The 25,361-nt window shown below is 40.3% G+C and carries 23 protein-coding genes and 1 pseudogene; 14 read left to right on the top strand and 10 right to left on the bottom strand.

Annotated elements, in window-relative coordinates; genetic code table 11:
- Window positions 1-42 precede the first annotated feature (42 nt).
- Window positions 43-1,008: pseudogene (locus PL8927_RS28690) on the bottom strand (protein kinase domain-containing protein); the annotation flags it as partial.
- Between the two features lie 454 nt (window positions 1,009-1,462).
- On the opposite strand from PL8927_RS28690, the gene PL8927_RS24440 reads away from it, so the two are divergent.
- Window positions 1,463-2,098 (top strand): Uma2 family endonuclease, encoded by a 636-nt coding sequence (locus tag PL8927_RS24440; RefSeq protein WP_083626062.1) that lies wholly within the window; start codon window positions 1,463-1,465, stop codon window positions 2,096-2,098.
- A gap of 90 nt (window positions 2,099-2,188) precedes the next feature.
- Here PL8927_RS24440 and PL8927_RS24435 read toward each other — a convergent pair whose 3' ends face one another.
- From PL8927_RS24435 to bioB, 4 genes are all read right to left on the bottom strand, one after another.
- Window positions 2,189-4,459 carry a transglycosylase domain-containing protein gene (locus PL8927_RS24435; protein ID WP_083626061.1) on the bottom strand — a complete coding sequence of 757 codons (2,271 nt, stop codon included), beginning with the start codon at window positions 4,457-4,459 and terminating at the stop codon, window positions 2,189-2,191.
- Between the two features lie 164 nt (window positions 4,460-4,623).
- The gene (gene lspA, locus PL8927_RS24430; RefSeq protein ID WP_083626549.1) at window positions 4,624-5,085 is read right to left on the bottom strand and encodes a signal peptidase II; all 462 of its coding nucleotides are present in this window, start codon (window positions 5,083-5,085) and stop codon (window positions 4,624-4,626) included.
- Between the two features lie 110 nt (window positions 5,086-5,195).
- The gene (locus tag PL8927_RS24425; RefSeq protein ID WP_083626547.1) at window positions 5,196-5,780 is read right to left on the bottom strand and encodes a biotin transporter BioY; all 585 of its coding nucleotides are present in this window, start codon (window positions 5,778-5,780) and stop codon (window positions 5,196-5,198) included.
- A gap of 19 nt (window positions 5,781-5,799) precedes the next feature.
- Window positions 5,800-6,918 carry a biotin synthase BioB gene (bioB, locus tag PL8927_RS24420; RefSeq protein WP_083626060.1) on the bottom strand — a complete coding sequence of 373 codons (1,119 nt, stop codon included), beginning with the start codon at window positions 6,916-6,918 and terminating at the stop codon, window positions 5,800-5,802.
- A gap of 199 nt (window positions 6,919-7,117) precedes the next feature.
- On the opposite strand from bioB, the gene pstS reads away from it, so the two are divergent.
- From pstS to pstB, 4 genes are all read left to right on the top strand, one after another.
- Window positions 7,118-8,290, top strand: coding sequence for a phosphate ABC transporter substrate-binding protein PstS (gene pstS / locus PL8927_RS24415; protein WP_083626059.1), 1,173 nt, complete (start codon window positions 7,118-7,120; stop codon window positions 8,288-8,290).
- Between the two features lie 248 nt (window positions 8,291-8,538).
- Complete coding sequence (gene pstC / locus PL8927_RS24410; protein WP_083626058.1) at window positions 8,539-9,495, top strand: phosphate ABC transporter permease subunit PstC; 957 nt, start codon at window positions 8,539-8,541, stop codon at window positions 9,493-9,495.
- Between the two features lie 68 nt (window positions 9,496-9,563).
- Window positions 9,564-10,463: a phosphate ABC transporter permease PstA gene (gene pstA, locus PL8927_RS24405; protein ID WP_083626057.1), complete on the top strand. Its 900-nt coding sequence runs from the start codon at window positions 9,564-9,566 to the stop codon at window positions 10,461-10,463.
- Between the two features lie 164 nt (window positions 10,464-10,627).
- Entirely contained in the window at window positions 10,628-11,446 is an 819-nt protein-coding gene (gene pstB / locus PL8927_RS24400) for a phosphate ABC transporter ATP-binding protein PstB (protein WP_083626056.1), read from the top strand.
- Window positions 11,447-11,560: 114 nt separating this feature from the next.
- Here pstB and PL8927_RS24395 read toward each other — a convergent pair whose 3' ends face one another.
- Window positions 11,561-11,728, bottom strand: coding sequence for an NblA/ycf18 family protein (locus tag PL8927_RS24395; protein ID WP_083626055.1), 168 nt, complete (start codon window positions 11,726-11,728; stop codon window positions 11,561-11,563).
- A gap of 223 nt (window positions 11,729-11,951) precedes the next feature.
- On the opposite strand from PL8927_RS24395, the gene PL8927_RS24390 reads away from it, so the two are divergent.
- The 3 genes from PL8927_RS24390 to PL8927_RS24380 all read left to right on the top strand — a co-directional run bounded on the left by PL8927_RS24390 (window position 11,952) and on the right by PL8927_RS24380 (window position 14,619).
- Window positions 11,952-12,539, top strand: a complete 588-nt coding sequence (locus tag PL8927_RS24390; RefSeq protein WP_083626545.1) for a phycobiliprotein lyase — start codon at window positions 11,952-11,954, stop codon at window positions 12,537-12,539.
- A gap of 233 nt (window positions 12,540-12,772) precedes the next feature.
- Window positions 12,773-13,453 carry a L,D-transpeptidase gene (locus PL8927_RS24385; protein ID WP_231506135.1) on the top strand — a complete coding sequence of 227 codons (681 nt, stop codon included), beginning with the start codon at window positions 12,773-12,775 and terminating at the stop codon, window positions 13,451-13,453.
- 104 nt (window positions 13,454-13,557) lie between these two features.
- A complete protein-coding gene (locus tag PL8927_RS24380) occupies window positions 13,558-14,619 on the top strand; it encodes a glucokinase (protein ID WP_083626054.1) in 1,062 nt (353 codons plus the stop codon).
- Between the two features lie 190 nt (window positions 14,620-14,809).
- On the opposite strand, the gene PL8927_RS24375 is transcribed toward PL8927_RS24380, so the two are convergent.
- The 4 genes from PL8927_RS24375 to psb28 form a co-directional block, all read right to left on the bottom strand.
- The gene (locus PL8927_RS24375) at window positions 14,810-15,592 is read right to left on the bottom strand and encodes an MBL fold metallo-hydrolase (RefSeq protein ID WP_083626053.1); all 783 of its coding nucleotides are present in this window, start codon (window positions 15,590-15,592) and stop codon (window positions 14,810-14,812) included.
- A gap of 186 nt (window positions 15,593-15,778) precedes the next feature.
- Window positions 15,779-16,186, bottom strand: a complete 408-nt coding sequence (locus tag PL8927_RS24370) for a hypothetical protein (RefSeq protein ID WP_083626052.1) — start codon at window positions 16,184-16,186, stop codon at window positions 15,779-15,781.
- A 48-nt stretch (window positions 16,187-16,234) separates the two neighbouring features.
- Window positions 16,235-16,741: a MogA/MoaB family molybdenum cofactor biosynthesis protein gene (locus PL8927_RS24365; protein ID WP_083626051.1), complete on the bottom strand. Its 507-nt coding sequence runs from the start codon at window positions 16,739-16,741 to the stop codon at window positions 16,235-16,237.
- Between the two features lie 110 nt (window positions 16,742-16,851).
- Complete coding sequence (gene psb28 / locus PL8927_RS24360) at window positions 16,852-17,190, bottom strand: photosystem II reaction center protein Psb28 (RefSeq protein WP_083626050.1); 339 nt, start codon at window positions 17,188-17,190, stop codon at window positions 16,852-16,854.
- Window positions 17,191-17,380: 190 nt separating this feature from the next.
- Here psb28 and PL8927_RS24355 point away from each other — a divergent pair, with 190 nt between their 5' ends.
- The 6 genes from PL8927_RS24355 to hpsN all read left to right on the top strand — a co-directional run bounded on the left by PL8927_RS24355 (window position 17,381) and on the right by hpsN (window position 25,323).
- Window positions 17,381-18,190, top strand: a complete 810-nt coding sequence (locus tag PL8927_RS24355; protein WP_083626049.1) for a tetratricopeptide repeat protein — start codon at window positions 17,381-17,383, stop codon at window positions 18,188-18,190.
- Window positions 18,191-18,576: 386 nt separating this feature from the next.
- Window positions 18,577-20,700, top strand: coding sequence for a helix-hairpin-helix domain-containing protein (locus PL8927_RS24350; protein ID WP_083626048.1), 2,124 nt, complete (start codon window positions 18,577-18,579; stop codon window positions 20,698-20,700).
- 437 nt (window positions 20,701-21,137) lie between these two features.
- On the top strand, window positions 21,138-21,431 hold the full coding sequence (gene clpS / locus PL8927_RS24345) for an ATP-dependent Clp protease adapter ClpS (protein ID WP_083626541.1): 294 nt from the start codon (window positions 21,138-21,140) through the stop codon (window positions 21,429-21,431).
- A gap of 117 nt (window positions 21,432-21,548) precedes the next feature.
- Complete coding sequence (gene hpsL / locus PL8927_RS24340) at window positions 21,549-23,171, top strand: hormogonium polysaccharide biosynthesis protein HpsL (protein WP_083626047.1); 1,623 nt, start codon at window positions 21,549-21,551, stop codon at window positions 23,169-23,171.
- A 16-nt stretch (window positions 23,172-23,187) separates the two neighbouring features.
- Entirely contained in the window at window positions 23,188-24,321 is a 1,134-nt protein-coding gene (locus PL8927_RS24335; RefSeq protein ID WP_083626046.1) for an acyltransferase family protein, read from the top strand.
- Between the two features lie 12 nt (window positions 24,322-24,333).
- Entirely contained in the window at window positions 24,334-25,323 is a 990-nt protein-coding gene (gene hpsN / locus PL8927_RS24330) for a hormogonium polysaccharide biosynthesis glycosyltransferase HpsN (RefSeq protein WP_083626045.1), read from the top strand.
- The last annotated feature ends 38 nt before the right edge of the window (window positions 25,324-25,361 follow it).

The raw sequence follows: 25,361 nt of genomic DNA, 5'->3' as shown, positions 1-25,361 counted from the left end.
TATAGTTTGTAACTGTCGGGCGATCGCTACAGGTATGCCACCTGGATGTAAATCTTTTAATACTTTTAAAGCAGAATCATAACGTTGACTGGGTAATACTGCTAACATTTTATCTAGGATTTTTCCTAATTCTGAACTTACAGAATGATGTTTTAAATAATCTCGCCAAATCCAGCGATCCTCATGAATATCATATAAATCAAAGGGGGAAATTTGCGTCATTAAATAAATACAAGTTACCCCTAAACTATAAATATCACTGCTATAAATTGCCTGTCCTCTCGTTTGTTCAGGAGCAACATATTCAGGACTACCAATTACTGTTCCCATGAGCGGAACTTGACTATCTGTTACCACTTTTGCTGCTCCAAAATCAACTAATACTAACTGACCTTGACGTTGAACACCCGCAGCCAGATTTTGAGGTGAAGATTGTCCTCGAATTTGTTGTAAAATTTCAGGACGAACTAAAGGCAATTGTGCCGATAAAGAACCATCTCTGAGAATAATATTAGCGGGTTTAATATCTCGGTGAATGACTCGATGATGATGAATAAATTGTAAAACAGGTAATAAATCATCTAAAACTTGACGAATTTGGGCTTCATTAAAAACCCCTTGACGCAAAAGTTCTTCTTCTAAATTCGGCCCATTAATAAATTCTTGAACTAAATATTGATGACTATCTTGTTCAAAATGGGCTAATAATTCAGGTATTTGCTGATGTTTTCCCAACTCATCTAAACGTTCTGCTTCTCGATGAAATAATTCTATGGCTTTTTGAGTATTTCCCTGCATTTGCGGGTGAAATTGTTTAATCACACAGGAAGGACGGGAGGGTTTATCTTGATCGATTGCTAAAAACGTTTTGCCAAACCCCCCATGACCAATCACTTTAACGGCGCGATACCGTTCTCGTAATAACAATTTTGCCCCACAGGTTAAACAGAATTTAGCCTCTGGGGTGTTCTGAGGTTGAGGACAATGGGGATTTAGGCAATAACTCATTATGATATAACTCAAACCAGCCTAAGTTTATTTTAATCTAATATAACCTTAAAAAACCGGGTTTTTGGGATCATACCTTCGCTATTGTTTTTCTGTAGAAGCAACCCCAAAGACACGAAGACACGAAGGAAGAGATCAAGGAGGTATTTAAGGTTGATAGCAGTTTTTATTCGGGTGAGGGACTTGTGAGGGTTTCGGTTTTGTCCCTCCTATACTCAGACACTGCTATCCGTTATCCGTTGTCACCTGCGGTGATAACTTCTGGAGAAGGATATGATTAAACAAAATCATATCCCTTTAATCATCGTTTTTCTTTACTTTTCTTTGTGTCTTTGTGTCTTTGTGGTGACAAGTTCAGAAGCATTCTTAAAGATCACCGTGACAACAATCGCCTATTTTAATTGTTATACTATCGTTATATGTGTATAATTTTGGATTAAAACTATTAAAAGCTATGATGGAAACTGTATTAGAATCAGAATCAGAAGCTAAATTAATGACCTTAGAGGAATTTCTGGACTGGGTTCCTGATGGTTATGGACGATATGAATTACATCAAGGAGTTGTTAAAGAAATGCAGCTTACAGGAACTCATGAACAAGTCGCAGGAGAAATTGCTGCGGAGTTAACCTTAGAAATTCGGCGTTTACAATTACCTTACTTTATTCCTAGACAATGTATTATTAAACCCATTGATTCTGATAATTCAGGTTATATTCCAGATGTGACCTTGATCAATAAAAATGCGCTAGAAAATGAACCAATGTGGAAAAAGCGCTCAACCATTACTCAAGGTGAAAGTTTACCTTTAGTTATAGAAGTGGTCAGTACCAATTGGCAAGATGATTATTTGATGAAATTATCAGAATATGAAAAATTAGGAATTCAAGAATATTGGATTATTGATTATTTAGGGTTAGGAGGTCGGCGATATATTGGAAATCCTAAACAACCTACAATTTCGGTTTATCAAATGATCGATGATGAATATATGGTGAATTTATTTCGAGAACATGACCGGATACAATCTGCTATATTCCCCGAATTAAATTTAACTGCTGCACAGATTTTTGAATTAGGAGAATCATGATTTTATGTATAATTCTCCTCTATTCCCTATTCCCTATTCCCTATTCCCTATTCCCTGTTCCCTGTTCCCTGTTCCCTGTTCCCTCAACAATTATCTAGCAATTTGACCCATATAATCCCGCCATAATTGAGCCGCATTTCCACTGCTTCCATTAGTAGGAGAATTATCATCATTACCTAACCAAACTCCCGTGGTTAATTTAGAATCAGGAAGATAACCAATAAACCACAAATCAACATTATCGTTTGTTGTTCCAGTTTTACCCGCTTCTCCTAACCCGATATAGGCGCTTTGACCCGTTCCCCGACGAATAACTCCTTGTAATAATGTTGTCATCGTTTCCGCCACAGAGGGGGATAAAACAGAAGGAAATGTTGGATTTTCTCGATCATAAGCATAAATCACCCGACAGGTATTAATATCATTAATATCCGTACAATCACTACTATCTAAAATTCGTTTAATCGCATGGGGAGAATGATATAAACCCTCATTAGCAACGGTGCTATAAGCTCCCGTTAATTCTAATAGCTTGACTTCACTTTGACCCAGAACTAAACCGGGAACCGGATCAAGTTTTGATTGAATTCCTAAGCGTTTTGCCATATCAATCACCCGATCTAATCCAACTTCTTGACCAATTCTCAGAGCGATCACATTTTCTGATAACGCTAACCCCCGATACATATCAACATTACCGCCACTCCTTTCGCACCCTTGATAACTTTGTCCTTTCCAAGTTAAGGGTTCACAGGAATAGGTTTGACCGGGTGGAATTCCTTGGGCTAAAGCAGCTAAATAGGTCAATAATTTAAACGTTGATCCGGGTTGACGTTGAGCTTGGGTAACGCGATTAAATTGACTTTCTTTATAATCCAAACCTCCAGCCATTGCTAAAATTTCCCCAGTATTAGAATCTAACGTTACCAGACCTCCTTGAGAAAAATTATTCGCTGCGCCTGTGGTCTGAATTGAACGTTTCAGAGAAGCTTCTGCAATAGTTTGAATGGGGGGATCTAACGCTGTTTCTACAATAAAATTGCCTTCACGCGCTAATTGTACCCCTAATAATTCTTCCAATTCAACAAAAATATAATCATAAAAATAGGGAGCAATGGTACTTTCTAAAAACTCCTGGGCTTTGGGATTAATTTCAATCCGAGAACGACGGGCACGATCGGCTTCTTCTTCAGTAACCATGCCCTTTTCTAACATTCGGCTAATAACGCGATCGCGGTATTGTACTGCTAACTGATAATTTTGAATCGGATTAAAACTATTGGGGGCGGGTAAAATTCCCACTAAAGTTGCAGCTTCTGAAAGCGTTAAATCCTTGGCTGATTTGTTAAAATAAAACTTAGCCGCATCCTCAAAACCATATAAATTAATCCCTAAATATACCCGATTTAGATAGGTTTTGAGAAGCTTATTTTTCCCATAAACCGCTTCTAATTTCAGGGCAACAACTGCTTCTCGAAATTTGCGTCCGGCTGAATCTTCTGTACCTACATAATCGCGGTATAAACTCCGGGCTAACTGTTGAGAAAGGGTACTTCCTCCCTCTCGAATTTCCCCACCCCGCACATTGGTTAATAAGGCGCGTAATGTTCCGACTGGATCAACGCCCAAATGCCAATAAAACCGACTATCCTCCGAAGCGACAACGGCTTTCGGTAAATAGGAGCCAAAATCTGCTAACCGATCCGTTTCCAAATGGGCGATGGTATTGGCTTCTCGCAGAGGACGACCATCGGCCGCATGAACAATAACAGGCCCCGTGACCGTTTCTGGTAAGGGATCAACTTGAAATTTCTGCCACTCAAACAGTACCACCATCCCCACCGCAGCACTGACACCACAAAATCCATAAAATCCATAACGGATCGTTTGAATATACCAAGGAGGGGGATCATTATATTCAATCCGGGCAACAGAAGCCAGTTCGGGTGGCCCCAGGGTTAAACTATCCCCATGTCGTAACGGCAGCATCTTAACCCGTCGCCGTCCCAAATACAAGCCATTGGTAGAGTCTTCATCCTGAATCATAAACCCTGGACGACTGGGCAGCAACTTTGTCCCTTTGGCATCTCGGATGACACTGACATGAATTTGGCTGACCAGGGGGTTCCGTACCACAATATCGCAGGTTCGGGAGGAACGTCCGACCACATAGCGATCGCCCAACAGGGGATAAACTTCCGGTTTATCAATATCTGCCTGATGTACCAGCAATTCTGGGACTTTCGCGTTGGGTTTGAGGATCAGTCGAGAAAAATTAACTTTGGCGTGAAGTGTCTGGACAACCTGTGTGATTGTGTTCAGGAGAGTTTTAGGTTTCTGAGGGGGCTTGGTTGTGGACATTTTCAGCACTCAGAGTTGCATTGGGCTGTATTTATTGTATAGCAGGGAACAGGGAACAGGGAACAGGGAACAGACAGGAAAAGAGGGGTGTACAGTTTAGGTTTTAGCATCAGTCTATGTCCTAACACCCCGGGCGCGACTGCTATACATTCTCGTTTTAGGACTCAGGTTTTAATTCTAAAAGTTGCAATAATTAAACACCAGATTCCTATATTAATCGAGATATCTGCCAAATTGAACACGGGAAAATGAATCAGTCGAAAATCGAGGAAATCAACGACGTGACCCGAAATAAACCGATCAATTCCATTGCCTAATGCACCCCCTAATATTAAACCATATCCGAGTTGTTCCCAACGAGTGAAACGGGGGCCGAACCAAGCCATTGCCATTAATCCGAGACTCACCAACAAGGATAACCAACGTAACCAAGCGACACCCCCATTACTAAATAAACTAAATGCTGCTCCTGTATTTGTAACATAGGTCAAGTGAAAGACATCTAGCCAAAGGGGTAAAGTTTCTCCCAATTCAAAATTTTGTACCACCCACAATTTAGTCAGGTGATCTAAAATTAAACTCACAATGGCAACGATCCAAAAAATAGAATTTTTCTTTAATTGCATAATTAGGGAACAGGGAACAGGGAACAGGGAATAGGGAATAGGGGGAGAGAAGAAAATAATTAACACCCGACACCCGACACCCGACACCCATTAACCGTCAACCGTCAACATCAATAAAACATTAATCCCCTTAAAATATAAGATAAAACAGCTACCGCACAACTGACGGCTAACTGTCCGGGTAGAGGGTGGATCGAATATTTTTCAACCGCTTCTCCCAAAGCAATTCCTTGGGTTGCGGCTCCATTCATTAAATGACTTAAGGTTAAATAAATTAACCCCATACTGTGAACGGTGAGTAATCCACACAAACAACTAAAGGCTAATAATTCTAATTTTGGTAAGGCTTTAAATGCTAAAAAACCACAGATCCATCCCCCCGGAATAAACCCTAATAAATACCCAAAAGTAGGCTCTTTTAAATAATCTAGTCCTCCTCCTTCTGAAAAAACAGGTAATACCGTTAATCCTAAAGCCAGATAAGCAATTTGGGACATCGCGGCTGCATTTTTTCCCCCCAAACAACCCACCAGCAAAACCGCCCCAATTTGATAGGTGACACCTAAAGAGTGAACTTCAACATTTTGTTGTTGCCATAGCCAAGATGGATCGGTGACAAATGCTTCTAAAAAAGTGCCACCAATCGTTAATAAAACACCGATAATTGCCCAGAGAAACTCAAGAGGAGGAGTCACAATACCAGAAATATTGCCTTTAGGAGAAACCAGGAACAGGAGCTTCACCGCCTTGGAGTCCCAAGGTGGCTAACATCGCTTGATCCTGTTCAGGAGGTTGACCCAAAGTAGTTAAATAATTGCCAATTAACATGGCATTAATCCCCGATTTTAAGCCTAACCCTTGCAGTTCTCCCATGATGGCTTCCCGTCCTCCCGCATAGCGGAGAATTTGCTGCGGAAGAATTAAACGAAAAATCGCGATCGCTTTTAAGGCTTCATAAGGATCAAGTTGAGATTGTTCTGATAACGGCGTTCCTGAACGGGGGTTTAATAAATTAATCGGGACTGACTCTACCTCTAATTCCTGTAACGAAAAGGCTAAATCGATCCGATCTTCCCAGGTTTCTCCCATACCAATAATACCACCCGTACAAGCTTGAATACCAGCCGCTTTTAAGTTTTTAACAGTTTGTACCCGATCTTCCCAAGTATGGGTCGTGACAACTTGGGGATAAAAGGCTTTTGAGGCTTCTAAATTATGGTTATAGCGGGTAATACCAGCCTCGGCTAAAGCCTGAGCTTGTTCTAAGGTTAATTCCCCTAACGCACAACAGGGCTTAACATTTGTTTCTTGAATAATCCGGTGAACCGTTGCTAAAATTTGTTCAAATTCAGAAGATTTCGGACTATTATATTTAATTCCTCGTCCCTGAGAAACCAAACAAAACCGTTTAGCTCCGGCGGCTTCTGCGGCTTTAGCATGGTCTAAAATTTCATCACTAGACTTTAATCCATAAATCGGAGAAGCTTCACCCGGATGATGAACGGATTGGGAACAAAAACCACAGTTTTCGGAACAGTTTCCCGATTTAATATTAACAATACTACAGAGATCAACGGTATTACCACAGCAAGCTTGACGAACTTGATCGGCGGCTTGACAGAGTAATAAAATTTGGTCTTGATCTTCGAGATGAGTCAGGGCTAGGGCTGCTTCTCGACTAATGCGATCGCCTGATATAATTCCTTCGACTAAATGATGCAGCCAGGTTTGCAAGTCTTCTAGGGTTTCCCAATGTTGAGGAACTTCCAAGGAGTAATCGCGGACGGAAGATAAACGGTTGAGGGCGGGTGGTGCTGAAACTACATTGATCATGCTGGAATTGCCAGTTATCCAAGGGTGTCTCCTGAGTTATCTTATCATCAAAGCATACAGAAGACGCTTAACCCTCCACGTCTAGCCTCACCATCAAGGTTTCCGGTCTTGTGGAATCCTTAACCTTTCCTTTACCTGAATTTGTTATAGAGACGGTATTCTCTACGGTAGCCACTCTAAAAAAACATTAATTTTTTTTATGCTGTTTCGCCTGAATTCGATTAATCCTTCTAGTCGGTTTGTAGCTAGATTTTCAGCCTTAGCCTTGAGTTTGAGTTTAGTCGCTTGTGGCGGAAGTAATACCACGACAACTACGGCTCCGAATCAAACAACAGGTACAGAAGGAGCATCCACCACAACTCCTAATGCCCCCTCCGGTGCAGCCCAATTAATCAGTTTAGAACAACCCGTGGCATTAATTGGTGCGGGGGCTTCATTCCCGGCTCCTTTATATCAACGCTGGGCCAGTGATATTAGTAGTGCAACCAAAAATCTACAAATTGATTATCAATCCGTTGGGAGTGGGGCTGGGGTAGAACGTTTTGTACAAGGGTTAGTTCAATTTGGCGCCAGTGATGTCGCCATGACCGATGAAGAAATTGCTAAAGTCCCCAACGGCGTTTTACTATTACCCATGACTGCCGGAAGTATTGTTTTAGCTTATAATCTCCCCGATCTCGGCGAATTCAAACTATCTCAACAAAACCTGATTGATATATTTTTAGGTAAAATTACTAATTGGAATGATCCAGCGCTCGCTACAGATAATCCGGGTGTGACCTTCCCTGACTTACCCATTCGAGTTATCTATCGTTCTGATGGAAGTGGAACAACGGGAGTTTTCACTAAAAATTTAGCAGCGATGAGTGAAGAATGGAAAAATGCTGTTGGAGAGGGTAAAACCGTTCAATGGCCTGTGGGTATTGGTGGTAAGGGGAATGAGGGGGTAACGGCTCAAATCAGTCAAACTCCCGGTGCGATTGGCTATATTGAATACGGTTTTGCCAAAAGTGCTAACTTAAAAATGGCTCAGTTACAAAATCAATCGGGCAATTTTATCCTACCTACGGATGAATCCGCAGCAAAAACCCTCGAATTCGTAGAACTACCCGAAAATTTACGCGCTTTTATTACTAATCCTGAAGGAGCCGAATCCTATCCGATTGTTAGCTACTCTTGGATTATGGCTTATCAAAAATATGATAATCCTGAAATGGCTAAGTCCGTTGAAGCGATGATTCAATATGGATTAACTGAAGGTCAAAAAGTCAGTCCCCAACTGGGTTATGTTCCCCTACCTGCTCCGGTGGTCAAAAAAGTAGCAGCAAAAGCGGATCAAATCAGCCCAGACTTTACAATTAAAGTTGACTAACGGGGTCATCCCTTTAGCTGAACTTGCAACTTGTAAGCTATGAGATAACCTTTAGGGAACTCAACTAAAAAACAAAAGGAAAAGACAGCATTTGAGAGATTTCAACCCGTTGCGGTTAAACTTTGAATTGCTTCTTTTCCCCCAGAATTAAGGTGATAATTTTTATCTTTTACCCAATGGTAATCAAGGTTAAAATTAACTAACCTTAAATTTCAATTATGGCGATTAATCATGTACAATATTAATGTATGGCTATACCCAATCAGAATGTAACCGCAATTCCTCAATCTCGTTCCCCCCTAGAAAAAAAACTTGATCAAGGGTTTATTGGGCTAACACAAATTTTTGCCTGGGGGGTTATTGTCGTCTTATTATTACTGGGTTTTCCCATCGCTCAACAAGCAATTCCCGCAATTCAACAGTTTGGGTTAGGGTTTTTATTCGGGAGTGATTGGAACCCAGTTACGAATCAATATGGCGTCCTTCCCATGATTTCGGGAACGTTAGTGAGTTCATTAATCGCCCTATTATTTGCCGTACCTTTGGGTGTGGGAACAGCAATTTTCCTGAGTGAAGATTTTATTCCGCCTTCGATTCGCACCGCCTTAACCTTTCTGGTGGAATTGTTAGCCGCGATTCCCAGTGTGGTTTATGGTCTTTGGGGAATTTTTGTCTTAATTCCTTTTTTAAGACCTTTTGGAATGTTCATGTATAAAAATTTCGGCTGGATTCCTTTATTTAGTACCCCTCCTGCTGGGCCGGGATTGTTTCCAGCCGGGGTAGTTTTAGCAATTATGACTCTGCCGATTATTACGGCAATTTCCAGGGATTCTTTAGCCAGTTTACCCCCTGATTTACGTCAAGCTTCTTTGGGGTTAGGAGCAACCCGTTGGGTGACAATCTTTCGGGTTTTAATTCCTGCGGCTTTTTCTGGAATTGTGGGGGGAGTGATGTTAGGACTGGGGCGGGCAATGGGAGAAACGATGGCAGCTACAATGATTATTGGTAACTCTAATAATCTGAAAATTTCCATATTTGCTCCGGCGAATACGATTGCTTCTTTGATGGCAAATCAATTCCCAGAAGCTTCTGGTTTACAGGTTTCGGCTTTGATGTATGCTGGATTAGTGTTATTTGCTCTTACCTTGTTGGTGAATATTGCGGCGGAGTGGATTGTTAATCAAGTTAAAGCAAAATATCAATAATCTGAACCGGGAATCATTAATCCTGTTTTCAGAATAGATGAGTTTGAAAAATTTACTGTTTTTTCTGTATGTCAAATCTAGCAAAAAATCCCAATTATTCTGAAAGCCAAAGCTTCAGTTTAGTTCGGAACTCTAGAAGTTCCAGAGATATTTTTGAATTGTTAATGACGGGGATTGCATCGGCTTGTATTGTGATTACCTTGATTCCGCTTGTGGCGGTTTTGTCTTATATTTTTATCAAGGGGTCTGCCCGTTTAAATTTAGATTTATTCACCAAACTGCCTCCGGCTGCGGGACAAACCACCGGAGGCATTGCCAGCGCGATTCTAGGAACAATTCAAGTCGTTTCGATTGCCACTTTAATTGCGGTTCCCTTTGGGATTCTAGCAGCTATTTTCCTCTCTGAATTTGGGGGAAATGGTCAAGTTGTGCGTTGGATTCGGTTTACAACTAATGTTTTAAGTGGTGTTCCTTCTATTATTGCGGGGGTGTTTGCTTACAGTTTTATTGTATTGAAAATGGGGGCGTTTTCAGTCCTGGCGGGGGCAATTGCCCTCTCGGTTTTGATGTTACCGACGATTATTCGCACCGCCGATGAAGCCTTACAAATTGTTCCCCAGGAGATTCGCTGGGCTTCAGTTGGGGTGGGCGCTTCTAATTATCAAACGGTTTTGCAAGTGGTGCTTCCGGCTTGCTTACCTGCGATTTTAACGGGCGTAACCTTAGCCGTCGCCAGGGCTGCTGGAGAAACTGCACCTCTATTATTTACCGTTGTTTATACCAATAACTGGCCTGGAGGTATCTTTTCTCAAACTCTGCCATCCCTAGCTTATTTAATTTTTGAATTTGCCAGAGGATTTGATCAAGTTTTACAGGAGTTCGCTTGGGCAGCATCCTTAGTAATTGTGTTTTTAGTTTTATTAACTAGCGTAATTGCTCGTTTTGCGACTCGCCAAAAACAGTTTTAAGTTGAAGCTTTAAACTGAAAAGGATAACGGCTAGGTTATTCTATTTTAAGTTACTTTAACCTGGAATTAAACGGTCATCAGAATTTAGTATTAATAAATTCATTAAACTACTCAATTTTGGTGTTGATTTTTTTCATTATTCTATACTTTAAGGAGTTAATCTCATGTACGATGTTCATCAACACGCCTCGGTAGAAATGGAAGCGGTCATCCAGACGGAGAATATTGATATCTATTATGGGGATTTTAAGGCGGTTCGGGGTATTTGTTTAGAAATTCCTAAGAATAGAATTACTGCTTTTATTGGGCCGTCAGGTTGTGGAAAGAGTACGATTTTACGCTGTTTTAATCGTCTCAATGATTTAATTCAAGGATTTCGATTAACAGGGAATATTTTCTATCATAATCAAAATCTCTATGCCCCTAATGTTGATCCCGTAGAAGTTCGTCGTCGCATCGGGATGGTCTTTCAAAAACCGAATCCTTTCCCGAAGTCGATTTATGATAATATTGCTTACGGGGTTCGGGTGAATGGATTAGCTAAAAATAAAGCAGAATTAGATGAAATTGTCGAAAAATCCCTGCGTCAAGCGGTATTATGGGATGAAGTTAAAGATAAACTCGGTCAAAGTGGGTTTGCTTTATCTGGAGGTCAACAACAACGACTGTGTATTGCACGCGCTATTTCCATTAATCCTGATGTCGTGTTAATGGATGAACCCTGTGCTTCCCTTGACCCCATTTCTACTTTATCCGTTGAAGATTTACTCCACGAACTCAAACAAAATTATACGATTATTATTGTTACCCACAATATGCAGCAAGCCACACGGGTTGCAGATATGACCGCATTTTTTAATGCCAAAGCGATAGAAGGCGGTAAACGTTTTGGCTATTTAGTCGAGTATGATGACACCCAAACCATTTTCCAAAACCCCAAAGAAGAAGCCACTCAACAATATGTTAGTGGTCGGTTTGGATAAATCAGTTATCAGTTGTCAGTTATCAGTTGTTAGTCAAGAGTTTTTAGCCAAAAACCATTGACGATTAACTGCGAAATCTTCACTGATAATTGCTAACTGATGACTGATAACTGATTAGGGGTTTTTAATCCATTGACGCAGGAGATTATCTTTAACCATACTTTGGCATAATAGTTCGATTAAATAATCTTGGGCTTCTTCTAAATTTAAGGTTTTGACTTGTTCTCGTAGAACTTGTAACTTGAATTGTTGTTCAAGACTGAGGTTTGCAGGCGTTTTCATGTTCACTCCTCTGACTAAGTTGTACAAATCACCAAGATTCGGACTGACTAAGCTGACCTGTATCACACTAAATGTAAATTATCGTAACAATAGCTTGACAAACTGTCCATAAGGCACATTTTGAAACTAATCTCTGTTGCAAAAATTCACAACTAACTCAGAATCGCTCTATGATAAAGGGTGAAACCAAGAAACATCAGTGAGTGAAGGGATTTTAACTGTGATGGATGCAATCGAATTTTTTCGCAAGAGTGCAGGGACATGGCGATCGCAACGGACAACTCACCATTTAGCCTTTAGACAGGCTGAGAAAGGATTTTCAGAGATTGAAGTCACCAGCTTGGATGCAGACGATCCTAGAGTGATCGAAATTTGTCAGATGCACGAAGTTGACCCCAGTTTAGCTGCCGGGGGAGCATACGTCACCTGGGCGGGGGAAATGGCTTGGGATAAGGACGATGAAAACCATAAAGGATCAACGGTATTTGCCATTGTTCCCGATCCTGAAAATCCCCGTAAAGGCAAAATGTTGCGAGAACGGGGTTATGCAGAAATTATGCCCGTGGCGGGTCAATTTGAAATGGACGAGGACGATGCCTTAATTTTAATTACTGAATATGAAACCATGAGTTCAATTGAACGCTTTTGGTTTGTCGGTTCAGATGTGCGGATGCGAACCAGTGCAGTTAAGCGGTTTGGCGGGTTCAATACCTCAACATTCTGTACGGAAATTCGGGTTAATCCTAATGTTGAAACGGGATCAGAATCTACCCCTGAGAATAGTCAATTTTATTCGGCTTTCGGTTGGTAATTTCTATCGGGTGGGTGCGATATGCTTACCCACCTAATTCTTACCTGTGGGTAAAATTTGGCGTTGAATGCGATCGCTTGGTGTCATGGGTAATTCCTCTTTCTAAGCTTATGTAAAAATCTCGATTGGGCTGCTTCTTATTCTTAAACGTCTAATCTAAAAATTTTTTCCATTTCTCCCCCATGTTAATTTAAACTTTGGGGAGGTCGGGGAGAAAAACACGGGAAACAATAATGGTTACTGAGGGTTCAACTGAGCGTAGCCTTAAACCCATTTCTTTGGTCAAGACAAACAGTGCAATGGTTAGAAAAGAAGGTTTTCTGAAATATTTAACAACCGTTGTCTTGGGGACAACTGTATTTTTAGGAGCAGTCCCAAAACGGATGATTGCGGTATCTGTTCATCCCCAAAATCCGATTCCCCTGGCTCCATCCCCGGTTAAATTATTAACCCCCAGAACCCCTAAATTTGCAACTTCTACCTTATTCCCCCCATCAAAACAGCCAATTCCTAACACCATTGAAGTTAATTTACAACTGGTAATTAAATTAAATCAACGTCGTGTTTATGTCTATCAAAATCAACACCTCCAAACCAGTTATCCGATCGCCGTTGGTCGAGAAGGTTGGGAAACTCCTGTCGGTCAATATCAAGTGATTTCAATGATTTCCCATCCCACTTGGGAACATCCCCTCACCGGAGATATTATTCCTCCAGGGCCAGATAATCCCTTGGGTGAGCGTTGGATTGGGTTTTGGACAGATGGAAAAAACTCTATTGGGTTTCATGGAACTCCTAACACCGAAACCGTTGGACAAGCAGCATCTCACGGCTGTATTCGGATGTTTAATCAAGATGTTCTGACTCTATTTGAGATGGTGAAAATTGGCACCCCTGTCATCGTCGAACCTTAAATACGGTAAACTGAACGCAGATTAACCTTGCTGCACCCATTGAAATGTTGAGATCAGTTTATTAAGCTGACAAAAAAGACAAACCTCGATCTTTTTATGTAAATATGACATTATTATTAGCCGGAGATATTGGTGGTACAAAAACGATTTTGCGCTTAGTGAATGCCACTATTACAGTTGAAGCCCCCCAAATGCAAGAACGATTAAAAACTCTCTATGAGTCTCGATATTTGAGTGGGGATTATCCTGATTTAGTCCCGATTGTGCAGTTATTTTTGCAAGCAGCAAGTGAACAACTGGGGTATATTCCCCAACCGGAAACAGCTTGTTTTGCCATTGCGGGGCCAGTGGTAAATCAAACTGCGAAATTAACGAATTTGCCTTGGCGCTTAGATAGCCTACGTTTAGCAGCAGAATTAGCCATTGCTTCTGTAACTTTAATTAATGATTTTGAAGCCATTGGTTACGGGGTGACGGGTTTACCGGAAACTGATGTTTTAACCTTACAAAAAGGACAGCCTCAAGCTGGTTCTCCTATTGGGGTAATTGGTGCAGGGACGGGGTTAGGAGAATGTTTTGTTACACCTTTAAGCAATGGAATTAAGGTGTATCCCTGTGAGGGAGGTCATACGGATTTTGCTCCCCGTTCTGAATTAGAATTTCAGTTAATGAAATATTTGTTAGCGAAACATAATATTGATCGAGTGTCTGTTGAGCGGGTGGTTTCTGGGCCGGGAATTGTGTCAATTTATCAATTTTTACGCGATCGCAATCTAGCAAAAGAGTCTCCAGAAATTGCCCAAGTTGTTAAAGAGTGGGAGCATCAAATCGGGTTAGCAGAAGTTACGGTAGATCCCGCCGCCGTGATTTCTCAAGCCGCTTTAGAAAAACAGGATCATCTTTCACAACAAACGATGCAGCTTTTTGTTGAAGCTTATGGAGCAGAAGCCGGAAATTTAGCGTTAAAACTATTACCTTATAACGGGTTATATATTGCGGGAGGAATTGCGCCTAAAATTTTACCTTTATTAGAAACTCCTGAATTTATGCAGGCTTTTTCTAATAAAGGCAGAATGAAACCCATCTTAGCAAAAGTTCCCGTTTATGTCGTCTTAAATCCCCAAGTTGGGTTAGTTGGGGCGGCGGTTTGTGCTGCAATTCTTTAAAGTTTATTAGACGTCTCCCCCAACCCCTCAACCGCAGGTCAAGGGGAGAAGAATTCTTAATATAGCAAGTCTAAATCAGTTGTAATATTTTATCGTAGGGGTGGCGTCCCTCCAAACCCTCTTGGCGCCTGGGTTTGGAGGGACATCACCCCTACAGGTTTTGATCAGAAATCCTACACGGATTGCTATATTAAACCACACTTACAGGACGCTGTTGTAAGGACACTTCAAATCGTTCTCCCGGTTGGGGATTTAGTACCCGTGTGGATAGATTTTCTCTAGCTAACATTGAGCGAAAATCCTCAAGATTTCCACTCACTTTTAATAGAGAAACTAACAACCCTTCATAAACCACATCCCCGGCTTCGGCGGTGGGTAACATCACCTGGGGATGAACTAATTTTGCTAAGTCTAACGCCGTTTGTTGTCCGCGAATAATTGGCCCCACTAAGGGTAAACTAATATTAATTAAGGGGGTAATGACAACATCAATAGCAGCCATTTCTTTTAACTCAGGAGCATGATATCCATGAGGTTCATAATAAACAGTATTTCCGGTTGTTAAGTCTTTTAAAAGATAGGCGTTTTCGATAGTTGTTGGGCCAATGGGAGAACCGGGAAGTGCTTTAATTTCAATCTGGTTTTCTAAACAATAGGTTGTTCCCTGTTCCAAAGCTCGAACTTGAGTATATCCTAACCCTTGAGCAACTTTTGCCGCATTGGGAGAACCCACAACGGGGATATTTTTATTCAATTGTTTTAAGGTTTCAGGATGGGCATGATCTTCTAATCCCTGAGATAATAAAATTAAGTCAATCTTTTGCGGAATGGGTCGCGGGTTTCGTCTTTCCCCTTTAAATAACCAATTCAGATTCCCAAAGGTTAATGCACCCACTAACCAAGGGTCTATCAGAATATTTTTTCCGCTTATTTCCAGTAACCAAGAATTACTATCTAGCCAAGTGAAATACATAGAATTTGATTTGAACACATCACTACTATTGTAGTGTAGAGAAAAACTATCGTTATTTTTTTTAACGAACCACAAAGACACGAAGACACGAAGAATAGGATAGAATCAAGGTTCTACCTTGAAATAAGATTAGGGAGGATCTGCTTCCCTGTAGTATTCTGTTGATCTTGGTGTAAAGCCAAGCCATTATTGAATCTCTGTAAATAATTTATAATTTCGACAAATTGCAACTAAAGAGATATCACCTTCCAATCTAAAATAAACTAGAGGTGATGAATCTATATCCTGATAATTTTTCTGAACAAAAGGATAGGATAAAACTGATAAAATATCAGAATCATTTGGGTTTACAGTTTTTAATTCAACTTCACCGACCCAATAGCAGAAATCTTGATCATCTGGGTTGAGGGGTTGAGATAGAATCAAATGGACTAAGTGATTAAGTTCAATTGCTACATTAGGGGACTCTGGCCCAAATGTAAAATTTAAACGTAAACCTAAGTTTTTTTGCAAGACAGAAATACCAACTAAATCAGCACTTTTTAAGTCTTCTAAAAAGGTATCAAGACTAGGAGCAAGAGTTGCAAAATTCATAAAATTAAGTGTTCTCCTATATAAGGAAATTACACCCCAAAACTGGGTCTATGAACGTAATACTTTAACTAAGTGAGCTAATTCGGGTATAATTAGTTGTTCCATTGCTAATTTTACGGCATTAGAAGATCCCGGAACAGAAAAGACTAATTTTCCTTGACAAACTCCAGCAACAGCACGGGAAGCGATCGCTCTTGACCCAATTTCAGCATAACTCAAAGTTCTAAAAATTTCCCCAAATCCGGGTAAAGTTTTTTCTAATAATTTCTCTATCGCATCATAGGTGGTATCTCGCGGAGAAATTCCCGTCCCGCCATTCAAAATACAAGCATCGAGTTGAGGAATTTGACAGAGCTTTTTCAATATTGCTGTAATTTCCGCAGGTTCATCTTTAATAATTTGATAATCGAGAATTGGATAACCGGCATTCTGTAAAAACTGGTGAATCAATTGACCACTTTTATCTGTTTCTAGGCTGCGAGTATCACTCACCGTAATTACAGCACAATTCACTAGAAATTCTGAAGAAGTGGGATGAGGAACCGTTGAACTCATAAACTGTATTTTCAGAACCATAAATATTAGAAGTTAGAAGCCATAATTCCTATATTTCCCCCAAATTATGCCGATTAAATTTAGAAATTAGACCCCTAACTCCTAAGAAGTTAGGATTTAGAGAATTCTAATCCATTGACTTCTGCATAACGTTCCATAAACCTCATGAAACGCTCCCATTCTTCAGGAGATCTCATTAAATGAATGGCTTCAATTTCCGTTGGTCTTCCATTCACAAACTTAGCTTTAACCTCACGGGTTATGATTTCTCCTTCATCATCAATCATATACATTCCCGTGATATCTGCCGTTGCATCATCAGCTAAGGCTTTAGGTTTCTGAAAATAAAATGTTGCTGTTCCTTGACTACCATCTCGTGAACGAGTGAGGCGAACATCAGGAATTGCTTCTTCATCAATACCTTTTGAAAACTGAATTTTAGCTACCATATTGTTTTGTTAAACCTTTTTCGTTTAAGAGTTAACATCTTATTTTCTCACGATATGGCAGTGAACAACACAAAATCCGGCTTTTGTTATGCTTACACACCCTAGACACCGCCCCACTCCGCCGTTGACAGATGATTTTACCCCCGCCTTTGAGTACAATAGTGTGATTCGATCTCGCTGATTGCAGTTCATGGCTAAGATTCGTCCATTTTGTCTGACTTTGATCCTCTTGTTGAGTATTTTCCTAGTCCCTTGGGGAAATTCCACCCCTCTGGGGGCTGAAAATCAATCCCTATCTTCCGATTTAGATGCTATGCTTGGGCAAGCGTTTACAGCCACTCAAGCGGGTGAATTTGCTCAAGCAGAAACTTATTGGACTGAAATTCTCGATCAATATCCAGAAAATCCGGCGATGTGGAGTAACCGAGGTAATGTTAGAATTAGTCAAAATAAACTCAATCAAGGAATTTCAGATTATAATCAATCGATAGAATTAGCTCCTAATTTTCCTGATTCCTATTTAAACCGAGGGGTGGCTTATGAAGGTTTAGGAGAGTGGAAAAAAGCGATCGCAGATTATAATAAAGTCTTAGAAATTAATCCCAATGATGCTGTAGCTTATAATAATCGAGGTAATGCTGAAGCGGGATTAGGAAAATGGGAAGCTGCTCTTTTAGATTATCAAACCGCCAGTGATTTAGATAAAAATTATTCCTTTGCTCGTGCCAATTATGCCTTAACATTATATCAAGTTGGACGACAGGAAGAATCGATTAAAACCATGAAAAATCTAGTGCGTAAATATCCCAACTTTGCCGATATGCGAGCCGCGTTAACTGCTTGTTTATGGGATAGCGGAAAACCTGGAGAAGCGGAAAGCAATTGGGTCGCTGTGGTTGGACTTGATGCTAGATATAAAAATATTGATTGGGTGAAAACTGTTAGACGCTGGCCGCCCAAAGTTGTTATTGCCTTAAATCATTTTCTGACATTAAAATAAACAATAAAAATGCACTCCGCCAGCCAGGGAAGTGCATTTTTGGAGCAGATAGTGTGATAGACAAATCTATTACTTTTTATAAGATAAAGCATTAGGCTTAAGTCTCCCCTCTCTCAATAGCATGACTTCCATCTCACCCTATGGGGTGAGTTACCATTCCTTTAATGCTGTACAGTTGTTAGCCTAATATCGGGGTATGCGATCGCCAACTTCTCAAATCAATAATAAATCCAGGTTAAAACAGGTTAATAAATACAAATCCTGAGTTATCTTTAGATCACTTTAGCTTTCAACCCGAAATTTATTTCCGGGCATTAATAACTTCCCCAACACGCTATGCTTTAAGTACGATTCAATAGGTGCAACGATTCAACCCCTAACTTGCTATGCGGCTGCAACGCCAGTTTAACGGACAAATCATTACTCTCGATACCCGCACCCCTCTAGGGAGTGGGGGGGAAGGACGCATCTATGGCATTTTAGAAGATGCGAATTTAGTTGCCAAAATCTACCATAAACCCACCGACGAGGACGCCGATAAACTCACCGTCATGTATAACTATCCCCCTGCAACGGCGATGGTTTCCCCAGGACTGACGGCCATCGCTTGGCCCCTTGACCTACTGCATACCACCGATCATAAACGGCAAATTCTGGGTTATTTAATGCCGCGTGTCAAGAAAGCCACCCCCATTCATATTTTTTATACTCCTAAAAGTCGCCGCGAACAAAAGCCTTTATTTAATTATTTATATCTCCATCGCACCGCTCGTAATTTAGTTGCATCCTTTGCCGATTTACATAGTAGTGGATATGTGATTGGAGATGTTAACGAATCTAATATTTTAGTGAGCGATACCGCCTTAGTCACCCTCGTTGATACCGACTCTTTCCAAGTGCGAGATCCCGATACCGGGTTTATTTATCGTTGTCCCGTCGGTAAAGCCGAATTTACCCCCCCAGAACTCCAAGGACAAGCCTTTCGGGAGTTAAACCGCACCCCAGAACAGGATCGGTTTGGACTGGCGGTGTTAATCTTTCTGCTGCTGATGGAAGGAACACACCCGTTTTCCGGGGTCTATCAAGGGAGTGGCGACCCTCCAGCCATTGAGTCTAGGGTCAGGGCGGGTCATTTCGTTTATGGGACAAGACAGGTTCCCTATCAACCGATGCCCTATGCTCCCCCGTTTGAATTATTATACCCAAAATTACAACAATTATTTATTCAATGTTTTGAGACAGCTTATAATAATCCCCAAGTTAGACCCGATGCGAAAACTTGGTTAATGGGATTGAAAGAAGCTGAAGCCAATTTAATCACCTGTAGTCAACAACCTGAACATCGTTATGGCAATCATTTAAGCCGTTGTCCTTGGTGCGATCGCGCCGAAAAATTAGGAGGGCGAGATCCCTTTCCTTCCCGTCTAGCCGTTACCCAAAAACAACATTTACAACCCCTCAAACGTAAACGTAAACGAGTTTTAAATAATAAACCTGCCTCTGTTAATCAACGGTCTTTATTTACTCCAGTAAATCGTTCTATTTCTGCCACTCCCAGGGTTAAAAATTCCCTGGTTTTGCCCCAAACTTCTAACTTGCACCTGCAAACTTTATTCGGGAATTTATTTGAAGGTGTGGTCTTAGGAGGACTGTGGGGAACGTCGGTTTTATCAGCAATTATTGCCTTAATTTTTGCCTTTGTGCAAGGCAAAGAAGCGATTCTAGGCGGGTTAATTGTGGGGGCAATGTGGGGCAGTTTTTTGGGGGTCGTAATTAGTGTGTATCTCCCTCCACCAGGGGGGATACACCGAGGAATTGCCTTAATTTTAGGGGGCTGGTCAGGGATTTTTGTAGCGGCGGTAATTGCCGGGTTTATCTTTGGAGTAGTAGAACAGGAACCCCTGATTGGTCAAACCTTAATTTGGGGGGGGTTAATGGGAATGATTTGGGGGGCAATTTGGCATTTATTTAAACCGCCCTTATCCCTTCCCCATATTGGGCGGTTGTGGGGCAGACGAGGCGCCTTTGTGGGAGGAGTTTGGGGCTCATATTTAGGAACTTTAGGGGGAATGGGATTAGGAATTTTAGCCGTTGGCTGGCAGCAATTTGAACAAATCAAACTCAATGTTAATTCAACATTATCTTTCTCGGAAATTGCCCTGAGAATCATTGCTACTACTATTGTGGCGGCGGGTGTTGGAACCCTTGGAGGAATCGTTGCTGGCGGGTTATTTGGAACCGTTGGAGGTGCCCCTAGTTTACCTTTATCTCTGCATTTATCCGGGCGACGGGGAGCATTTTTAGGCGCAATTTGGGGTAATTTTTTAGGAGCAATTTCAGGGGCAGGTTTAGGGGTTTTAGGCGCCACAACTTTTGCTAATGTTTTAGATAGTTCTTCGACAACAGGCGCAACTCCTCTATTAATGGGTGCAATTATTGTATCGGCTGGAATTGGCAGTATTTGGGGGCTAATTTCCGGTTTAATTTGGGGGGCTTTTGGCAAACTCTAAGGGTTGATTATATTTAAAATTTTATCAGAAATATGAATAACTAAAAATGCGATCGCTATTGGAAACCGGGTTTTTCAAAAATACTGTCCTCGGATATTGTTATTTGTCACCTAGGGCTATAAAAAAGCAACCACAAAGGCACTAAGACACGAAGAAAGAGGGATCATCAAGGGGGTATTGAAAACTATATAGCAGTCCTAAATAGGTTGTAATGTTTTATTGTAGGGGTGATGTCCCTCCAAACCTAGACATAAAGAGGGTTTGGAGACCAAACCCCTACAGAATTTAATAGCAGTAGGGTATAATAGTGATAATCACTGCCAAAAATCGAAATTGTTTGAGTTTCGGTTAAGCTTATAAGAAACTGTTTAATTTGTATTGTGCTTAAAGTTATGGTTATTGAAACTAATGTAGGAATTTTAGCCTCAATTCAAGGGATGACAAGTTCACCCACTCTTGCACCGACTCGCTCTAGCCAAACCGTTAATCAACCTTATCCCAATTATAAAGTAATTGTGTTAGATGATGATTTTAATACCTTTCAGCACGTTGCTAATTGTTTGATGAAATATATTCCCGGAATGAGCAGTGATCTGGCTTGGGAATTAACCAATCAAGTCCATTATGAAGGACAAGCGACCGTTTGGGTTGGCCCCCAAGAACAAGCTGAACTCTATCATCAACAATTAAGTCGAGAAGGGTTAACAATGGCACCTTTAGAAAAGGCTTAAATTGTGGATTTGAGATAAAAAGGGGGCGGGTTTATTCAGGTTAATGATCATAACGAAAATCTTGGTGAACCCGTCCCTAAAATTTCAAATTAATAATAATTAACACAAGAAATTTATATGGCTACCCAGGTAAAAAAAAAGAAAAACATTAAAAAATCAAAAAAAAACAAAGGGAAATCCCAACCGACTTTAAGTAAAAAAGAAATTAAACAACGGAAGAAAGAAATTGAGAAAGCAATTAAGAAATTTATCTCGGCTTCCTCTGGAATTATTGCGGTTTCTGTGATTGTGGGGGTTGTGTTATTTTTTGTAGCAGAACCCAAATTAGCGATCGCAGGTGGGGGAGGAATTCTAGTCTTAACAATGTCCTATCTTTACCCGATTGCAGCCCTTTGGGGATTTCTAATTTATTTACCCTTTAATGGTACTGTCACCTATTGGATTGGGGGAGGGAGCCCGATCTTTCAATTAGCAAAAGATGGGTTTTATATTCCGGCATTGGTAGCGTTATATCAACAATGGAAAAGCAAAAATAAACCTCTAATTGTCCCCAAATCGTTAAAACAACCTCTAATGGTTCTCTTGGCAGTTTGTGGCTTAACCCTAATCTTAGTAAATGGCTTACAACAACTCAAACCCGAACCCGGAGATAAGCCGATTTTGGTAGGAATTCTGGGATTAAAAGCTTTTCTTGGCTATTTCCCTTTAATCACCTGTTCCTATTATCAAATCAAAGGAAAAAAAGAACTATTATGGTTAACTCGCCTCACCGTTATTTTAGCCATTATTTGTTGTGTTTTAGGAGTTATGCAATATCAATTTCTAGTTTCCGGTCGCTGTAAAGGGACAGATCATTTAATCGGAGGTGATTTATTTAAAGCCACCATTGAAGCCAAATGTTTAGTGGGTGGTTCTTTAGTCTTTAGTCCCTCCCAAAATATGATTCGTTTACCCGGAACCTTTGTAGCACCTTGGCAGTGGGCTTGGTTTTTAATTTCTAACGCCTTTTTTACCTTTGCAACTGCTTTTAGTGATCCTTCTCCCCTCTGGCGAATGGTCGGTTTAGGAGGAATGGCAATTGTATTTTTAAATGCGGTAATTTCTGGGCAAAGAATTGCTTTAGCTTTAGTGCCTGTTGTCACAATTATTCTATTAATTTTAACAGGTCAAGTTGCTAATTTAAAACGGTTTATTCCCATGGCTTTAGGATTAGGTCTTCTCTTAGGAGTCGCCGCCATTGCCAACCCTCAATTTTTGCAAGAACGAGTTGATAGTTTTGTAGGTCGTTGGAACGCCTCACCGCCAACAGACTTTATTTCAGAACAGTTTGGACAAACCAGTGAAGGACAAAAAGGCATTCTGGGTAAAGGTGTAGGACGGGCAACAAACGCTTCTCGCGCCTTTGGGAAAACAGCTTTAATTGAAACCTATTACCCTAAAATGCTCTATGAAATTGGGCCGTTAGGGGTGGCTGCCTTTCTCTATCTTGTGACAACCATGACGGTTGTTGGCTTTAAATCCTATCGTTCCATCAAAGATAAAAATTTACGCAGTTTTGGTGCTTCCTTTTGGGTATTTGTGTTAGTAATTAGTTATAATACTTATTACTACCCTCTGGATGTTGATCCCGTTACAGTTTATTATTGGTATTTTGCGGGTGTACTCTTTAAATTACCCGAAATTGATCGGGAAGAACGAAAAAAACTTAGAGACGCAGGTGAACTAGAAGCCGAGATCTAAATGAGGATATTTTTTCATGTCTAGTACAGTAAATCCCCCTCAAAAACAGCGTTTAGACTGGATTGATCAAACCAAAGGTTTAGCCATTTTAGGTATTCTTTTCTTTCACTTTTTTCAAAATTATCCCGACAAACTGCATCTTGTTTCTCTATTAGACCGAAATGGAGCAAAAATTGGCTATGCCGCCGTTGATATCTTTTTTGTCATGGCTGGATTTAATACCAGCTACATTCTCGCGGCGGCTGCCCAAAAGTATCATTTACCGGAAATTACGACAAACTGGAAATCTTGGCTTTTAAAACGATTAGATAGAATTTATCCGACTTACTTTATAGCTGTTGTTTGTAGTTTATTTCTCTACTTTATTTTTGGACATGAATACCCGATTAAATCTCCCCTGGGATTTATCCTCAGTTGTCTAGGGTTAGCAGGTTATCAATGGCAATCTATCAACCCCGGATTTTGGTTTTTCACCGTTATTTTAGAATTATATTTGCTGACCCCTTTAATTTTTTTGGGTTGTAAAAGTAAACCTAAATCAATTTTGATTCTAGGAATTATTGTTGGCGTTATTGCTAAGATTTTTGGATTTTATCTCTTAGTAATTCAATCTAAATGGTTTGGGTTCTTCTTGGGAAATAATATTTTCCTAAGTTACTTCTTTCAATATTGTGTAGGATTATATTGGGGAATTATTTACTACCAAAATCAAAACCGTTTTAGGCTTCAAGATTTTACCCGTTCAGTTCTTGCTTTTGGAATCGGATTAATTTTTTATCTTTATCTGGCATTGACGAAGGTTGATATTGTTTATATGCTAGGATTTGATATTCTGTTTACTCCCCTAATGTTTTTAGGGTGTTATAGGTTGTTTCAAGGGTTAAACCGATATAAAGGAAATTTATTCTATGGATTAAGCCTGTTATCAGGAATGGGAATTTATTCCTATCAGATTTATCTGATTCATCAGCCCCTTTTCTTTGTTATTCTTCCAGTTTTTAATCGCTTTCTAAGTTTAAATCCCTATCTAAAAATTATAATTTCTATCATCGGGATTAGCATCTTACTCAGTATTTATCTAATGGGGTTTATTCGTTTAGAACAGTGGATCAGGAAAACAATTCAAAAACAATTCAAACCTTCATTTTAGGAGAATAAATTCATGAATTTACCGTTAATTTCGGTCATCATTCCTACCTACAACCGGGAACAAGTATTAAGAGAAACCTTAACTGAAGTATTACAACAAACCTATCCACATTTTGAAGTTTTAGTGGTAGATCAAACCCCAACCCATGAACCCGAAACCCAAACCTATTTAGAACAATTAACCCAAGCCGGAAAAATTCAATGGTATCGTTTAGATTGGGCAAGTTTACCCGGTGCTAGAAATTATGCAGTACGGCGTTCTCAAGGAGATATTCTCTTATTTATTGATGATGATGTTCAACTTCCTGAAGGATTTTTACTCGCCCATGCTCGTAATTATATCCCAGGAGAAACCTCTGCACCCGAAAAGATTGGGGCTGTTGCTGGACGAGTTTTTGATCGAATGAAATTAAGTGATTCAGGCGGAAAATTAACCATTGAAAATTTACCTCCTGAAGCTCAAGATCCCGGTATTGCTTGGTATCATCTGGATTTAGTTCATACCATTAAACCCCAACAAGTGATTTCTGTAAGGGGATGTAATATGTCTTTTCGGCGAGAAATTTTTGATCAATTTGGTTTAACCTTTGATGAACGATTTAAAGGCAGTGCCGTGCGAGAAGAATCGGATTTTTGTTTAAGAATCAGACCAACAGGTTATGTAATTTGGTACGATCCCGAAGCCTATTTAATTCATTTAGGAGAAGAAGCCGGAGGCTGCCATGATATGAGTACCCGTTCTGTACAATATCAGATTACTTTTTATCATAATCACTTTTTTATGGGATTAAAAAATCTAACTCCGGGTCAATGTTTTCGCTTCTTTGCTAAATTGTTTGACTGTCATGTTTTAGGACATCCCCCCTGTAATAAAAGTGGCTCCCCTCTCAAAATTATTACTCGTTTTTGTTTCTATAAATTAGGCTTATTAAAAGCTTTAGGAACCTGGATTACATCCCTCTGGGATCAAGGACAAATTTACACTCAAAAAGACCATTCCTAGTGTCAAACGCCGTTGTTGCGCTTCAGCGCACCTTAACG

Source organism: Planktothrix serta PCC 8927 (assembly GCF_900010725.2).
GTDB lineage: Bacteria > Cyanobacteriota > Cyanobacteriia > Cyanobacteriales > Microcoleaceae > Planktothrix > Planktothrix serta.
This window is presented reverse-complemented; position numbering and strand designations above follow the sequence as displayed.

Coding starts and splice junctions, on each gene's coding strand:
- PL8927_RS24440 (WP_083626062.1), top strand. CDS start 1,463: ATGATGGAAACTGTATTAGAATCAGAATCAGAAGCTAAATTAATGACC.
- PL8927_RS24435 (WP_083626061.1), bottom strand. CDS start 4,459: ATGTCCACAACCAAGCCCCCTCAGAAACCTAAAACTCTCCTGAACACA.
- lspA (WP_083626549.1), bottom strand. CDS start 5,085: ATGCAATTAAAGAAAAATTCTATTTTTTGGATCGTTGCCATTGTGAGT.
- bioB (WP_083626060.1), bottom strand. CDS start 6,918: ATGATCAATGTAGTTTCAGCACCACCCGCCCTCAACCGTTTATCTTCC.
- pstS (WP_083626059.1), top strand. CDS start 7,118: ATGCTGTTTCGCCTGAATTCGATTAATCCTTCTAGTCGGTTTGTAGCT.
- pstC (WP_083626058.1), top strand. CDS start 8,539: ATGGCTATACCCAATCAGAATGTAACCGCAATTCCTCAATCTCGTTCC.
- pstA (WP_083626057.1), top strand. CDS start 9,564: ATGTCAAATCTAGCAAAAAATCCCAATTATTCTGAAAGCCAAAGCTTC.
- pstB (WP_083626056.1), top strand. CDS start 10,628: ATGTACGATGTTCATCAACACGCCTCGGTAGAAATGGAAGCGGTCATC.
- PL8927_RS24395 (WP_083626055.1), bottom strand. CDS start 11,728: ATGAAAACGCCTGCAAACCTCAGTCTTGAACAACAATTCAAGTTACAA.
- PL8927_RS24390 (WP_083626545.1), top strand. CDS start 11,952: ATGGATGCAATCGAATTTTTTCGCAAGAGTGCAGGGACATGGCGATCG.
- PL8927_RS24385 (WP_231506135.1), top strand. CDS start 12,773: ATGGTTACTGAGGGTTCAACTGAGCGTAGCCTTAAACCCATTTCTTTG.
- PL8927_RS24380 (WP_083626054.1), top strand. CDS start 13,558: ATGACATTATTATTAGCCGGAGATATTGGTGGTACAAAAACGATTTTG.
- PL8927_RS24375 (WP_083626053.1), bottom strand. CDS start 15,592: ATGTATTTCACTTGGCTAGATAGTAATTCTTGGTTACTGGAAATAAGC.
- PL8927_RS24370 (WP_083626052.1), bottom strand. CDS start 16,186: ATGAATTTTGCAACTCTTGCTCCTAGTCTTGATACCTTTTTAGAAGAC.
- PL8927_RS24365 (WP_083626051.1), bottom strand. CDS start 16,741: ATGAGTTCAACGGTTCCTCATCCCACTTCTTCAGAATTTCTAGTGAAT.
- psb28 (WP_083626050.1), bottom strand. CDS start 17,190: ATGGTAGCTAAAATTCAGTTTTCAAAAGGTATTGATGAAGAAGCAATT.
- PL8927_RS24355 (WP_083626049.1), top strand. CDS start 17,381: ATGGCTAAGATTCGTCCATTTTGTCTGACTTTGATCCTCTTGTTGAGT.
- PL8927_RS24350 (WP_083626048.1), top strand. CDS start 18,577: ATGCGGCTGCAACGCCAGTTTAACGGACAAATCATTACTCTCGATACC.
- clpS (WP_083626541.1), top strand. CDS start 21,138: ATGACAAGTTCACCCACTCTTGCACCGACTCGCTCTAGCCAAACCGTT.
- hpsL (WP_083626047.1), top strand. CDS start 21,549: ATGGCTACCCAGGTAAAAAAAAAGAAAAACATTAAAAAATCAAAAAAA.
- PL8927_RS24335 (WP_083626046.1), top strand. CDS start 23,188: ATGTCTAGTACAGTAAATCCCCCTCAAAAACAGCGTTTAGACTGGATT.
- hpsN (WP_083626045.1), top strand. CDS start 24,334: ATGAATTTACCGTTAATTTCGGTCATCATTCCTACCTACAACCGGGAA.